The organism is Agromyces mediolanus (assembly GCF_014648575.1).
Lineage (GTDB): Bacteria > Actinomycetota > Actinomycetes > Actinomycetales > Microbacteriaceae > Agromyces > Agromyces mediolanus.
The window spans coordinates 228,128-241,110 of record NZ_BMRJ01000002.1; the positions used below are offsets into that span (position 1 = coordinate 228,128).

General features: G+C 72.3%; 17 protein-coding genes. 4 read left to right on the top strand and 13 right to left on the bottom strand.

What is annotated here, in order from left to right:
• The 3 genes from IEY71_RS10870 to IEY71_RS10880 form a co-directional block, all read right to left on the bottom strand.
• Nucleotides 1–839: alpha/beta hydrolase (locus tag IEY71_RS10870; RefSeq protein ID WP_189085359.1), on the bottom strand; the 839-nt coding region annotated here is incomplete at its 3' end.
• The gene (locus tag IEY71_RS10875; RefSeq protein ID WP_189085360.1) at nucleotides 836–1,456 is read right to left on the bottom strand and encodes a TetR/AcrR family transcriptional regulator; all 621 of its coding nucleotides are present in this window, start codon (nucleotides 1,454–1,456) and stop codon (nucleotides 836–838) included. The genes IEY71_RS10875 and IEY71_RS10870, both read right to left, overlap by 4 nt.
• Nucleotide 1,457: 1 nt before the next feature.
• Nucleotides 1,458–2,021, bottom strand: a complete 564-nt coding sequence (locus IEY71_RS10880; RefSeq protein ID WP_189085361.1) for a hypothetical protein — start codon at nucleotides 2,019–2,021, stop codon at nucleotides 1,458–1,460.
• Nucleotides 2,022–2,199: 178 nt separating this feature from the next.
• Here IEY71_RS10880 and IEY71_RS10885 point away from each other — a divergent pair, with 178 nt between their 5' ends.
• Nucleotides 2,200–3,126 carry an aldo/keto reductase gene (locus tag IEY71_RS10885; protein ID WP_189085947.1) on the top strand — a complete coding sequence of 309 codons (927 nt, stop codon included), beginning with the start codon at nucleotides 2,200–2,202 and terminating at the stop codon, nucleotides 3,124–3,126.
• Nucleotides 3,127–3,148: 22 nt separating this feature from the next.
• On the opposite strand, the gene IEY71_RS10890 is transcribed toward IEY71_RS10885, so the two are convergent.
• The 7 genes from IEY71_RS10890 to IEY71_RS10920 all read right to left on the bottom strand — a co-directional run bounded on the left by IEY71_RS10890 (nucleotide 3,149) and on the right by IEY71_RS10920 (nucleotide 8,577).
• A complete protein-coding gene (locus IEY71_RS10890) occupies nucleotides 3,149–4,486 on the bottom strand; it encodes an MFS transporter (RefSeq protein WP_189085362.1) in 1,338 nt (445 codons plus the stop codon).
• 32 nt (nucleotides 4,487–4,518) lie between these two features.
• Nucleotides 4,519–4,995, bottom strand: a complete 477-nt coding sequence (locus IEY71_RS10895) for an RpiB/LacA/LacB family sugar-phosphate isomerase (RefSeq protein WP_189085363.1) — start codon at nucleotides 4,993–4,995, stop codon at nucleotides 4,519–4,521.
• 105 nt (nucleotides 4,996–5,100) lie between these two features.
• A complete protein-coding gene (locus IEY71_RS10900; RefSeq protein WP_189085364.1) occupies nucleotides 5,101–6,066 on the bottom strand; it encodes a LacI family DNA-binding transcriptional regulator in 966 nt (321 codons plus the stop codon).
• Between the two features lie 107 nt (nucleotides 6,067–6,173).
• Complete coding sequence (locus IEY71_RS10905; protein WP_189085365.1) at nucleotides 6,174–7,169, bottom strand: hypothetical protein; 996 nt, start codon at nucleotides 7,167–7,169, stop codon at nucleotides 6,174–6,176.
• 1 nt (nucleotide 7,170) lies between these two features.
• Nucleotides 7,171–7,524, bottom strand: coding sequence for a PadR family transcriptional regulator (locus tag IEY71_RS10910; protein WP_189085366.1), 354 nt, complete (start codon nucleotides 7,522–7,524; stop codon nucleotides 7,171–7,173).
• A 118-nt stretch (nucleotides 7,525–7,642) separates the two neighbouring features.
• Nucleotides 7,643–8,179 carry a hypothetical protein gene (locus tag IEY71_RS10915; protein ID WP_189085367.1) on the bottom strand — a complete coding sequence of 179 codons (537 nt, stop codon included), beginning with the start codon at nucleotides 8,177–8,179 and terminating at the stop codon, nucleotides 7,643–7,645.
• Between the two features lie 89 nt (nucleotides 8,180–8,268).
• Nucleotides 8,269–8,577 (bottom strand): hypothetical protein, encoded by a 309-nt coding sequence (locus tag IEY71_RS10920; protein WP_189085368.1) that lies wholly within the window; start codon nucleotides 8,575–8,577, stop codon nucleotides 8,269–8,271.
• Between the two features lie 135 nt (nucleotides 8,578–8,712).
• On the opposite strand from IEY71_RS10920, the gene IEY71_RS10925 reads away from it, so the two are divergent.
• Complete coding sequence (locus IEY71_RS10925; RefSeq protein ID WP_229781687.1) at nucleotides 8,713–10,641, top strand: bifunctional diguanylate cyclase/phosphodiesterase; 1,929 nt, start codon at nucleotides 8,713–8,715, stop codon at nucleotides 10,639–10,641.
• A 58-nt stretch (nucleotides 10,642–10,699) separates the two neighbouring features.
• On the opposite strand, the gene IEY71_RS10930 is transcribed toward IEY71_RS10925, so the two are convergent.
• Nucleotides 10,700–10,990, bottom strand: coding sequence for a DUF7882 family protein (locus tag IEY71_RS10930; RefSeq protein WP_189085370.1), 291 nt, complete (start codon nucleotides 10,988–10,990; stop codon nucleotides 10,700–10,702).
• 43 nt (nucleotides 10,991–11,033) lie between these two features.
• Between IEY71_RS10930 and IEY71_RS10935 the strand changes: the two genes are divergently transcribed.
• On the top strand, nucleotides 11,034–11,300 hold the full coding sequence (locus IEY71_RS10935) for a hypothetical protein (RefSeq protein ID WP_229781688.1): 267 nt from the start codon (nucleotides 11,034–11,036) through the stop codon (nucleotides 11,298–11,300).
• A gap of 45 nt (nucleotides 11,301–11,345) precedes the next feature.
• Here IEY71_RS10935 and IEY71_RS10940 read toward each other — a convergent pair whose 3' ends face one another.
• Nucleotides 11,346–12,125, bottom strand: coding sequence for an EAL domain-containing protein (locus IEY71_RS10940; protein ID WP_189085371.1), 780 nt, complete (start codon nucleotides 12,123–12,125; stop codon nucleotides 11,346–11,348).
• A 154-nt stretch (nucleotides 12,126–12,279) separates the two neighbouring features.
• Here IEY71_RS10940 and IEY71_RS10945 point away from each other — a divergent pair, with 154 nt between their 5' ends.
• Complete coding sequence (locus IEY71_RS10945) at nucleotides 12,280–12,603, top strand: DUF7882 family protein (RefSeq protein WP_189085372.1); 324 nt, start codon at nucleotides 12,280–12,282, stop codon at nucleotides 12,601–12,603.
• A gap of 45 nt (nucleotides 12,604–12,648) precedes the next feature.
• Here IEY71_RS10945 and IEY71_RS10950 read toward each other — a convergent pair whose 3' ends face one another.
• Nucleotides 12,649–12,966, bottom strand: coding sequence for a DUF7882 family protein (locus IEY71_RS10950; RefSeq protein WP_189085373.1), 318 nt, complete (start codon nucleotides 12,964–12,966; stop codon nucleotides 12,649–12,651).
• Nucleotides 12,967–12,983 lie beyond the last annotated feature (17 nt).

Consider the following 12,983-nt stretch of genomic DNA (forward strand, 5'->3'; position numbering starts at 1 on the left):
GCGACGGCGGCGCGGTACTCGGGCGCCGCCTCCTTGATGCCGAGCAGGTGACCGGTCGGCAGCTCGGCCACCCGTGCGTGCGGGTAGCGCGCGCCGAGGGCCCGCACCTGGGCGGGGTCGAGCACCTCGTCCTCGGTGCCGACGAGGAAGAGCATCGGGGTGGTGCCCGACGCCGAGCTCGCGGGGTCCGGCGGCCACGTGGCGCCGAGCATGGAGACGGCGGTCGAGGCGAACGCGGCGACCGCGGCCGGATGGCGCAGCGCCGAGCGGGCGGCGGCGGGCAGCTGCGCGCCGCCGTCGACGACGAAGCGCCGGAGCATCGGCTCGAGCTCCAGGCCGGGGCCGCTGTCGCAGAGGATGGCGTGGATCGGCGTCGCGGGGGTGCGCAGAGAGTAGAGCGTCGGGAACGTCGAGAAGGAGAAGCCCCACACGACGACGGGGCCGGCGTCCGGCCATCGCTCGGTCGCCGTCTCGATGCAGGCCGCGATGTCCCGGCTGAACCGATCGGCGAGCCCGCTCCGGCTCCGGTCGGAGCCGGAGCGACCGTGGTTGCGGTGGTCGAACAGCAGCACGTGATAGCCGAGCTCGTGCAACAGCTCCGCGTGCCGCAGGCTCGCCGACTTGGTCAGCCCGATGCCGTGGCCGACGATCGCCGTCCCGGCGCCGCGGCCGGGCACGAGCCAGACGTGGAGCTCGATGCCGTCGGCCGTGCGGACGGTGTCCGCGCTCGCCTCGAGCCCGAGGTCGGCCGGCCGGCGATGGTGGGGCCTCCGCGGCGGTCGGAAGAGCCGTGCAGCGAGTCGGCGCCCGATCAGCGCGCCGAGGCGCTCGCCGATCACGCGGCGGCCCCGTCGCCGCCCGCGGAGGCATCCGCGTCCGCCTCGAGCACGGCGGCCGAAGCGGCGAGCACCGAGCGCATGAGCCAGGGCGGCTGCGCGGCCTCCCGGATGATGAGGCGCGCGGCGGAGTACGGGAGGTCGATCAGGGCGAGCCGGGCGCGGCCGAGCGTCGCCGAGTCGACCCGCTCGAACCGCGCTGCCGCGAAGCCACGGACCGCGCGGGCGACGTCGTCGTTCAGAGTGCGCAGCTCGTCGCCGAGCTCGTCGGGCCAGAGCGCGATGAGGTCCTCCCGGCGGTGCCGGGTGAGCAGCTTCGCCTCGGTCGGATGCGCCGTGCTCCAGTCGAGCGTGTGGCGGACGGCGCGCTCGGCGGCGATCCGCGGGTCGGGCGAGGCGAGGGCGTCGAGGAAACCGCGCTGGAACCGCTGCACGGTGCGCACCCAGAGTGTGGCGACGAGCAGGTCCCGCGAGGGGAAGCGGTGGTAGATCGAGCCCGACGGCGCCCCGAGTCGCTTGGCGACCGCGACGGCGGTGGCCGCGTGGGCGCCGTCCTCGGCGATCAGCTCGAGCGCGGCATCCAGCATGTCCTGCTCCGAGTACTTCGCGGTCCGGCCCATCTCAGCGGACCTCCTTCCTGGTCGGTGCCTCCTGCTCGGCGAGCCGGCTCAGCTCGCGCAGCTGCTTGCGCATCATGACGAGGTCGCCCCAGGCCAGGGCGGTGTTGCGCGCCGCGGCCCCGCGGCCGGCGCTCGGCATGCGGAGGATGGCGCCGAGCTGACGCTCGTTGCCGGGGAGCCGGTCGATGCGGTACTCCACGACGAGCGCGCCGAAGAGTCGGGACGGCGCGCCGGGTCGCATGCCGAGGGCGATCGAGCGCCCGGGCTCGAAGGCGAGGAGGGTGAAGATGGTCATGAACCGTTGGCCCAGGGCGAGCCGGGTCATCGCCGGGTCGGCGCGCTGCGGGCTGCGGCGGGCGAAGTTGTCGATCCAGTCGTGGCTGTACGGAGCGCGGCGCAGCTGGCACAGCCAGAGGAACAGCGCCTCCGGTGTCGCGCTCGTGCGCACCGCCCGGGTCGCGATCGTCTGCGGATCGGGGAGGTGCGCGCCGGCGCTCGTGGCACCGGGGATCGGCGGCCCCCAGCTCCACGGGCGTCCCGGCCGGAGACGAGTCGACGAGATCATGGGGGCTCCTTGCATCCGGCTCAATATTAGAGATTAATCTCTATTAAGTCGAGCGTCTCACCGCGCGGGAGGAACGCGGCGCCCGTCGAGGGGTAACGTCGGGTGCGGCGCACCGCCGCCCGCACTCCCCGCCGAACGAAGGATCCGGATGACCGCCACCGCCACCCCCGAGCCCTCCATGAAGCGCGTGGCGCTCGGCGGCACCGGCCTGGAGGTGCCGAACCTCCTGCTCGGCGCCATGCGCATCGAGGACCTCGACGACGCCGCCATCCGCGAACTCGTCGATACCGCGCGCGCCGCGGGCGTCACGTACGTCGACCACGCGGACATCTACGGTCGGGAGCTGCACGGGTGCGAACGCCGCTTCGCCGAGGCGCTCCGGCTCAGCCCCGCCGAACGCGACGAGCTCACGCTGCAGACGAAGTGCGGCATCGTGAAGGGCGAGGCCGCCTTCGACTTCTCCTACGAGCACATCGTCGCCTCGGTCGAGGGCTCGCTCGACGCGCTCGACACCGACCGCATCGACGCGCTCCTGCTGCACCGGCCCGACGCACTGGTCGAGCCCGACGAGGTCGCCCGTGCCTTCGACGAGCTGCACGCCTCGGGCAAGGTGCGCGCATTCGGGGTGTCGAACCACACGCCCGGACAGATCGAGCTGCTCCAGCGCTCGCTCGACCAGCCCATCGTCGTGAACCAGATCCAGCTCTCGCTCGCCCACGCCTCCGCGATCGCCCAGGGCATCGCCGCGAACATGAGCGACGAGCAGTCCGTCGTGCGCGACGGCGGCGGCATCGTCGACTATGCCCGCCTGCACGGCATCGCGCTGCAGGCGTGGGCGCCGTTCCAGGGGCCGGCGGGCGTGTTCCTCGGCTCCGAGCAGTACCCCGAGCTCAACGCGGTGCTCGAGCGGATCGCGGCCCGGTACGGCGTGGAGCCCATCGCGGTCGCGACCGCGTGGCTCACCCGGCATCCCGCCGGCATCCAGGTCGTCCTCGGCACGACGAAGCCGGCCCGACTGGCCGCCGCCGCGCGCGGCTCCGATCTCCGGCTCAGCCGCAGCGAGTGGTACGAGCTGTTCCGCGCGGCCGGGTACCACGTGCCCTGACCGCGCGGAACGACCTGCCCGGTCAGGCGGACACGGCCTCGCGCCGCGCCTCCTCGATCTGCGCCGCCACCTTCGCGCGCTGCGCCCGGCCCCAGGTCTCGCGGGCGGTCAGGATGCCGGCGAGGCCGATCACGGCGGCGAGGATGTAGAGCATCGCGGCTCCGGGCCATCCGAACACACCGGTCAGCAGCGTCGCGAGCAGCGGGGCGAAGCCGCCGAGCGAGGCCGCGACCTGGTAGCCGATCGACGCGCCCGAGGTGCGCCTGGTCGTGCCGAACTGCTCCGACAGCAGCGAGCCCTGCACGCCGGTGAGCGTGGCGTGGATGAAGGCGATGCCGAACACGAAGACGGCGAAGATGAGCGCCGGCACCCCGTCGTTCGTGAGCCAGTACATCGGGAACGCGAACAGGATCGCGGTCACGCACGCGGCGATGTACAGCGGCCGGCGGCCGAAGCGGTCGCTGAGCGAGCCGGCGAGGAAGGTGGTGCCGATGGCGACGACGCTCGCGACGGTGATCGCGGCGAGCGCGACCGAGCGGGTGTCGGGATGGTTCGTGGTGAGGTAGTTGAGCAGGAACGTCGCCGTCAGGTAGTAGGCGAACGACTCCACGATGCGCAGCGCGATGACGCGCAGGATGCCCCGCCAGTCCTTGCGGAGCGTCGCGAGGAACGGGTTCTTCTCGATCTTGCCGGTCTCCTTCGCCGCCTCGAACTCCGGCGACTCCGACAGCCGTGCGCGCACGATCAGGCCCGCGACGACGAGGACGAGGCTCAGCAGGAACGGCACCCGCCAGGCCCAGTCGCCGGGGAGGTTGGCGCAGACCAGGAACATGAGGCTCGCGAGCGCGATGCCGAGCGGGTTGCCGGACTGGGGGATCGCGGCGAACATCCCGCGCCGGTTCCACGGCGCGTGCTCGTACGCCATCGTGACGGCGCCGCCCCACTCCGCGCCGAAGGCGAGCCCCTGGATCATGCGGATGGCGACGAGGAGGATCGGGGCGAGGATGCCGACGGTCGCGTAGGTCGGCAGCACGCCGATCACGAAGGTCGCGCCGCCCATGACGAGCATGGCCCCGACGAGCACGGGCTTGCGGCCGAAGCGGTCGCCGAGGTATCCGCCGATCGCGCCGCCGATGGGGCGCATCAGGAAGCCGACGGCGAGGGTCGCGAACGCGAGGAGCGTGCCGACGACGGTGTCCTCGTTCGGGAAGAACACCGGGCCGAAGTACAGGGCGGCGGCGGTGCCGTAGGCGATGAAGTCGTAGTTCTCGACGCTCGTGCCGACGGCGGCGGCGATCGCGGTCTTCACCCGGTCGGGCGAGCCCAGGGGGCTCGGGGCGGTGCTGGTCGTGCTGGTCATACCCAATCTCCTTCGATTGCGCGGTGGTGGGGTCAGGGGGTGGTGTCGTTCAGGTAGTCGGTGAGCGTGCGCTGCTCGAGCAGCCGGAGCTTCCGCACCCGGCGCCGGGTGTCCTCGTCGTCGTCGAACGTCGCCGTGAGGAAGGCGTCGAGGATGTCGCGGATGAGCGCGCGCGGCGCGAGCCACGCGCCCATCGCGATCAGGTTCGCGTCGTCGTGCTCGACGGCCTGATGGGCGGAGTACGGCTCGTGCGTCAGTGCGCAGCGGATGCCGTCGATCTTGTTCGCGGCCATGATCGCGCCGGCGCCGCTGCCGCAGACGAGCACCCCGCGCTCGGCCGCGCCCGACAGCACGGCGTGCGCGGTGCGGGCGGTGATGTCGGGGAAATCGACGGGGGTCTCGTCGAAGGTGCCGACGTCGACGATCTCGTGGCCGAGGGCCGTCAGCTGCTCCTTCACGAACCCGGTCAGCGGGAACCCCGCGTGGTCGGCGCCCACAGCAACTCTCATCCGGCAACTCCTTCATCCGCGGCGAGTGTGAACGTTTACATGGAAACGTTTACATGACTGCAGAGAGTTAACCTCCGCGGGCTCCCGCTGTCAAGTCGCGCGGGATCAGCCGCGAGCGATGAGCCGCGTGGGCAGGGTCACCGATCGGGGGTGACCGCCGTCGATCAGCTCGAGCAGCAGGCGCATCGCGACCGCGCCCATGTGCGCGGCGTCCTGCTCGATCACCGAGAGCGGCGGGTCGACCAGGCGCATCCAGTCCTGATCGTCGAACGAGACCAGCTCGACCGCCGCGCCGCTGCCGCGGATCGCCTCGAACGCCCCGGAGCTCATCAGCGCGTTCGAGGACAGCACCGCCGTCGGCGCCGGACTCAGGGCGAGCAGCCGTTCGGCCGCGTCCGCGCCGCCGCCGCGCCGGCCGTCGGCGAGCTGCACGAGCTCCGGCGCGGGATCCAGTCCGAGCTCGTCGCGGATCGCCTCGAACGCCGAGACCCGCGCCCGCCCCGTCGAGACCGAGACCGGTCCCGCGATCAGGCCGATGCGCCGGTGCCCGCGATCCCGCAGGTGGGTGATCGCCTGCTCGATCCCCTGCCGCACGTCGAAGGTCACGACGGGGGCGTCGACGCCGTCGAGCGTGCGGTTCAGCAGCACCACCGGGATCCCGGCCTCGACGAGCGACCGCGCGCCCTCGGCGCTGCCGCCCTGCGGTGACATCAGCACGCCGTCCACGCGCTGCGCGCGGAACGCCCGGAGATACCTGGCCTCGATCGCGGAGTCCTCGTCCGCATTGGCGAGCATCGTCACCCGTCCCGCCGCGAGCGCCTCCTGCTCGGCCCCGTGCGCGGCGTCGGCGAAGAACGGGTTCCGCACGTCGGAGATCGACAGGCCGATCACCCCCGTGCGCGCCAGGCGGAGGGACTGCGCCCGCGCGTTCGGGGTGTACCCGAGCTGCAGGGCGGCCTCGCGCACGCGTTCGCGCGACTCGGGGGAGGTGGCGGGGTTCCCGCTCAGCACCCGCGACACCGTGCCGATCGAGACGCCCGCGAGCCGCGCGACATCATGAATCGTGCTCATCCAGGTCCCCGCTCGGAAACGTTTCCACGTGCGCGGTCACGGTACCACGCCGCCGGCACGGTGACCCGCGGCGTCACACGCGCGCTGCGGGGTGGTGCTCACCGGTCTCAGAGCGGTGCTGCTGCGGTTCGGACGAGCCGCCGCCCGGTCGCCGCCCGGCGCAGTGCTACGACCGCGTCGACCGCGATGGCGATCACGAACGCGACGAGGATGAACTTGGTGGTCTCGTCAGCGGCTGCCGTCGCGAAGATCGGGCCGCCGAGCACCCACCAGAGCAGGAGTGCGATGAACACCAGGTCGAGCGCGCCCCTGACGGCCTGGGTGATCGGACCCCACCGGCCTGTGAGGAGGACGGCGATGAAGAGGGCGAGTTCCGCGGCCCACAGGAGCAGCAGCCACGGCGCCCGCCACTGCAGGAACTCGGGGTCGAGGGCGAGTGCGGCGAGCACGGGCTCGGGAAGGTCGGGTGCCCACGAGCCCAGCCAGGGCAGGGCGAGCAGCGCGCTGGCGCCCAGCAGGGCGAGTGCGAGGAAGAGCACCCCCAGGGGGCGGTTCACGAGGTCGCGGTCGATCGCGTTCCTCGGTACGGGAGCCGGGGTCGGCGCCCACGCCGTCGTCACGGACTCGCGGCGACGGGTGGCGAGCACCGAGAGGAGCGTGAACGTGATCAGTACGCCCGGCCACCAGAACGCGCCGAGGCCGGGGCCGAACCACCAGACCGTGAGTCGTCCCCACCAGGCGTCGGCGCCGTACTCCCAGCCGACGACCGGCGGCACGCCGAGCAGCGCGGCGGGAAGCGTGATCAGCCAGATCACGGCGATGCCGCCGAGTGCGAACCACGTGAAGCGCGGGGCATCCGATGGTCGGATCACGGTGAAGCCGGCGGGCCGGTAGCGGTCGGCCACGTCGGCCGGGCGACCGAACGCGGCGAGCAGCTCCATCGTCACGTCGGCGTCGACGGGGCGGCCGCCGTCTGCGGCGCGGCCCGCGACCTCCTCGCGGAGGAGCGAGCGGAGCTCGCGCGCCACATCGGTGCGCTGTCGTCGCGGCAAATGCCGCACGACGTCGCCGACGTAGCTGTCGATGATGGCGTTGGGGTCCATGTCACTCCTCCTCGTGGTCGTTCTCGTTCAACAGCACGTCCATCACCGACACGAGTGACCCCCAGGCGGAGGTGAGCTCGCGGTAGGCCTCGGCGCCCTGCGGGCTGAGTCGGTAGTAGCGGCGTGGTGGTCCGTCGTCCGCCTGCCAGTGCGACTCGAGCAGGCCCTGGCCCTCGAGTCGACGCAGCAGCGGGTACAGGGTGCCCTCCTCGATGGGCATGCCGTGCCGGGCGAGCTCCTGCCGCAGCGAGTACCCGTACTGCGGGGTGCGCAGCCGCGAGAGCGCGGAGAGCACCAGCACGCCTTTGCGCAGGTCCTGCTCGAGCTTCGGCAGCTGCCCGGCGTCATCTACCATGCGCCACACACTACATAGCGCCGCACAGTATGGCAATGGGCTCGACGAAAGACGACTCCCTCCGAGCCACCCTGGGGGTGAACGTGTCGCCGTCCCGCGGAGTACTCACTGGTGCCGACTACTCGGCGATGCGCGCTCCCGGCAGCGGTTCGAGCTCGGGTCTCCCATCGGCGAGCGCGCCCGCGCGGTCGCGCAGCGCGGCGAGGGCGGCGTGCAGGCCGAGCCCGAGGCGGTGCAGCGAGTTGAGGCCGCGCGACTCCCAGATCACGAGTTCGCCGTGCGCGTCCCGCGAGCCGAGCTCCCAGAGCAGCGCGTCGCCGTTCTCGCTCCAGGCGAAGACCTGCAGGCGCTCGGCGAGCGGCCAGTCACCGTCGGGCTCGACCATCCAGTCGTACCCCTCGGTGCGCCCGTCGGCGTAGGACTCGTGGAACCGCTCGGTGAGTCGAGTCGTGCGCCCGGGCCAGCCGTCCGCGTAGCCGGCCACGACGGGTGGGTAGACGAGCCACAGCCCGAAGAGCCGACCCCACCCTGCCGCCCGCACGAACTCGACATAGGAGGGTGGGAACGGCCCGCCGTCGGGCAGGACGGTCTGTTCGAGCGCCGCGATGTCGACGTGGTCGAGCGTCGGCGTGGCGGGCGGAGTGAATACCGGCATCGGACCCCTTCGCAGCGTGCGTCAGGACGACCCTACCCGCGCGCGTTCGTCGGCGCCGGTAGCTGCGCCAACCGGTGGTCGCGCCAGGCTCAGGCCGCGAGCACGCGGTGCCGGTCGGACGTGCCGGATGCCGTGAAGGCGACGGCCTCGTGCAGCCCGGCGTCGGCGGCCGCCGGCACCACCGACTCGGCATTGCGCCGTGCCTCTCGGAGCACGTCGGCGCGCGAGGTGTGCCACGTCGGCGCCGAGCGGCGTGCGATCCAGACAGCCTCGTAGCCGCCGCGCTCCCCGCGCTCCACGTAGGCGACGAGTCGCTGCACCTGCCCCACCGGGTACCGCGAGTCGCAGAGCCGCCAGCCCCCCGGTGCGAGCGGCTCCCAGATCAGTGTCTGCTCCATGTTCATCGACCTCCCGAAGGCATCATGCAGGCGGAAAGCCCCGCGCACGGGGCCCTTGACACGGAGGGGTTTTCAGCTAAATCGGCTACGCTGGCCACACCGGTCGCTCTACCCCTTCCGGCAGACGGAGTGACCGTGGACCCGGCCCAACTCGCCCTCGACCCCGACGAGCTCCGCAGGCTCGACGAGTGCGCGAAGGAGCCGATCCGAACGCCAGGCTCGATCCAGGCGCACGGTACCCTGCTCGGCATCGACCGCACCGGCCTCATCGCGGTGGCGAGCGAGAACGCGAGCGACTGGCTGGGGCATCTGGTGGCCGAGCTCGGCAACACCGAGCTCGAGTACGCGGTGCGCAGCGGCCAGGCGATCGACCCGGTGCGGATCACCTGGCAGGGCGAGGCGTGCGACGCGATCGTGCACCACCGCGACGCCATCACGATCGTCGAGATCGAACCCCTCCCGGAGAGCGGCGAGTACGCCCGCACGGCGGTCGTCGGGGCGATCATGCGCACCTCGCAGATGAGCTCCGAGGACGAGTTGCGCGCCGCGGTGGTCGCCGAGATCCGCGAGATCACCGGCTTCGACCGCGTCATGATGTACCACTTCCACGACGACGGCCACGGCGAGGTCGTGGCGGAGGCCCGCGCGGAGGAGCTGCCGCCGTACCTCGGCCTGCACTTCCCCTCCTCGGACATCCCGCCGCAGGCGCGCGCCCTCTACATCTCGAAGATCGGGCGCACGATCGCGAGCACCGAGGCACCCGGCATCCCGCTCGTCGCGCTCGCCGACGACCCGCTCACGATCGATCTGTCGGATGCCGAGCTGCGCACGGTCTCGCCCTACCACCTGCAGTTCATGCGGAACATGGGCCAGGCTTCGAGCTTCTCCCTCTCGATCGTCGAGAGCGGCCGGCTCGTCGGCATGATCACCTGCGCCGACCGGGGCGAGCGGCGGCTGCCCGTGCTGCTCCGGCGGGCGCTCGAGGTGCTGGCGGGACAGATCGCACTGCAGCTCGCCTCGATGCGGCAGATCAGCCGCCTCCAGCACATGGTCGACGTGCGCGCGCGGCGGGCGGAGCTGCTCGCCCCGCTCTACGCGTCCGACGACATCCACGCCGCGCTGCTCGGCGGCACCGCGACGGTGCTCGACCTCGTCCCCGCCGACGGCGTGCTGGTGCGGATCGCGGGCACCTCGCGGATGGCGGGCGAGACGCCCGCGCTCGGGCCGATCCTGCAGGTGCTCGAACGGGTGGGCAGCACGCCCTTCGTGTCCGAGTGCCTGCTGACCGAGCGGCCCGATCTCGCCGAGCTCATCCCGGGCGTCGCCGGGCTGCTCGTCGTGCCGCTCGCGGAGTCGGGCGACGTGCTCGTGTTCTTCCGCGGCGAGCTCGCACGCGAGATCTCCTGGCTCGGCGACCCCGGCGGCACGAACCGGCCCGACGAGCTGTCGCCGCGCACCTCGTTCGCCGCATGGAAGCGCACGGTGCGGGATCGCAGTGCGCCATGGGGCACGGTCGTCGAGGAGGCGGCGGAGCTCGGCCACGAGCTGGAGGTCGCCCTGCAGCGGCGGGCCGAGGCCCAGCTCGCGGAGCTCGCGATGCGCGATGCGCTCACCGGGCTGTACAACCGGCGCTACCTGGTGGAGCGTCTGGCCACCCGGGGGCCGGTGGGCGAGGCCGGCAAGGCGATGCTCTTCGTCGACCTCGACGACTTCAAGAGCGTGAACGACGCGCACGGGCACGACGCCGGCGACGCGGTGATCCTCGAGGTCGCGAACCGCCTCATCGAGTCCTCGCGCGAGCAGGACGTCGTGGTGCGCCTCGGCGGCGACGAGTTCGTGGTGCTGCTCGACGGCGTCATCGGCGAGGATGTCGAGGCGATCGCCGACCGGCTCGTGCAGTCGATCGCCGTGCCCATCGTGACGAGTCGTGCGGTGCTCTCGGTGACGGCGTCGTGCGGCGTCGTCGTGGCCGAGCCGGGCTCGCCCCGGGTCGGGCTCCTCGAGGCGGCGGACGCGGCGATGTACCGCGCCAAGCATGCCGGACGGAACCGCGTCTCGCTCTGAGCCGGGCGCGCCCTCGGGCGGGGCGCGTCAGGCGCCACCGCTCAGGCGGCGCACGCCGTCAGGCCTTCGGCTCCGGCGTGACGCGCATGCCGGCGGCGCCGTTGGCGGAGTCGATGAGCTCTTCGAGCCAGACCCGGTTGATCTCGCCGGGGGCGCCGTCGAACTCGAAGCGCAGCGTCGAGGACGGATTGATCCACACCTGCTGGCGTGCGCCCCCGTCGCCGTCGATGGAGAGCGCGAACGCCTCTTTGCGGCGGAGCTTGGCGAGCACGACGAACTCGATGTGCGCGAGGGTGCGATCGGGGATCGCGAACGAGGCCGGCGGCGAGCCGTAGTGCAGATGTCCCATTGTTCCGATCCTATGCGGAAGCGAGCCGAGGTAGCCTGAATCGGTGACCCTTGTGCACCGACTGACCGTAGACGGCCGAGACTACTTCCTTCCCGACCCCGTGACCGAGCTGAAGCAGCAGGTCCTCGAGGCGATCAAGGCGGGCGGCGGGTACGTCAACATCCCGCCGCTGCGCGGCGGCCCCGGCATCGACATCCTCTTCTCGCCGGGCATGCCCGTGACCTGGTCGCAGATCGACGTGGGCGGCGACCTGAGCGAACGCGACGACGAGAAGCCCGCCGGCGCATCCGGCGACGAGATCGTCCTTTAACGGCGGGATGCCTCGGGGCCCGGCGGCCTCGCGCCCGGCGCGAGGCTAGGCGACGCTGAGCAGCCGTTCCGCCTCGGCCGCGGGCAGCGCGGGGGAGAAGTAGAAGCCCTGCCCGCGATCGCAGCCCCACCGCCGAGCGCGGTCGAGATCGTCCGCCGTCTCGATGCCCTCCGCGACCACCACCGCGCCGCGCTCGTGCGCGACCTCCACCGCCGCACGCGCGAGCGCGTCCGACTCCGAGGCCTGGTCGCGCATGAGCGAGCGGTCGATCTTGACCTCGGTGAGCGGCATGCGCCGGAGCGCCTCGATCGAGGTGAAGCCGGCGCCGAAGTCGTCGACGGAGACGCCGATCCCGCCGTCGATGAGCATCTGCAGGGCCTCGACCTCCTCGCAGCTCTCGGTGAGGGCGGGGGTCTCGGTGATCTCCGCGGTCACGGTGCCCGCCGGGAGCCCGAGCTCGCCGACCAGCTCCAGCACGGCCGCCGCGAAGTCCGGGCGGAGTTGCGTCGGGGAGACGTTGACCGCGAGCCCGACGTGGCGGCCGTGGCGGTGCCACTCGGCGACGCGCCGCCCGGCCTGCTCGAACATGGCGCGGCTGAGCTCGCCGATGAGGCCGGTGCGCTCGGCGACCGGGATGAACAGGTCGGGCATCACCAGGCCGCGAGCGGGGTGCAGCCAGCGGCACAACGCCTCGACCACCACCGGCTGACCGGTCGCGAGTTCGTACTCGGGTTGGAAGTAGGCGACCAGCTCGCCCCGCCCGACGGCGCGACGGAGTTCTTCGGCCGACCGGTCGGCGATGGGATGCGATGCGCGGCGCTCCATCCCACAAGACTCGTCCTGTCAACCCCCTTGCGCAAGGATCGCTCGTTCACAGCTCGGGGGTGTACCGTACCGCCTCGCGGCTTCTGCACCCGCCGGGCGTGCGCCCAGCGGGCCGATGCCGGCGAGCGCTCGTCCTCCGGGTATCCTTCCTCTGATGGGCACGCTCACCTACGACTCCAAGCTGGTCGTCTCGTTCGACGATCGGGTGCTCGCGCACCTGCAGGCGGCGATCTGGGCGAAGCTGCGACGCGGCGAACCGTTCGCCTTCACCTGGACCGAGTCCGCCTCGGCCAGCGGCTTCGGTCGGACCTCGGTCTGGCTGTCGCCGGCGATCCCGGTCGCGTTCGAGTACTTCGGCGGCCGCGCCCCGCGCCTCAACCCCGCCTGGGTGCAGGCGATGAACCGCTCCGCGAACTCCGCAGGAGGCCTCACGATCGTGCCGGAGCCGCTCGAGGCCGGGCGCGAGCCCACGGGCTGAGCGCCGAGGCATCCGCCCGGTCGCGCCGAATGGGGTGCGCCCCGCTCAGTGCTCCGTCACGCCCTGACCGGACGGCTCGGGAACGAGGCTGAGGCCGGCGGGCGAGTTCGCCGCCCGCGTCAGATCGCGCAGCCAGAGCGGGTTCAGCCGCGGCTCCCGAGCGTCGAAGAACTCGAAGACGACCGGGATGTCGGGGCCGAGCCAGATCGAGTTGCGGCCGCTGCCCTGCTCGGCGGGCACCTCCCAGGAGAACGCGAAGGACTCGCCGCGTCGCAGCTTCGCCAGGATGACGCTGCGGAGATGGGCGAGCGACCGGTCCTCGATCTCGACGGTCCGGATGAAGCGATAGGTCAGGATGCCCACCGCTCCAGCATGCCACC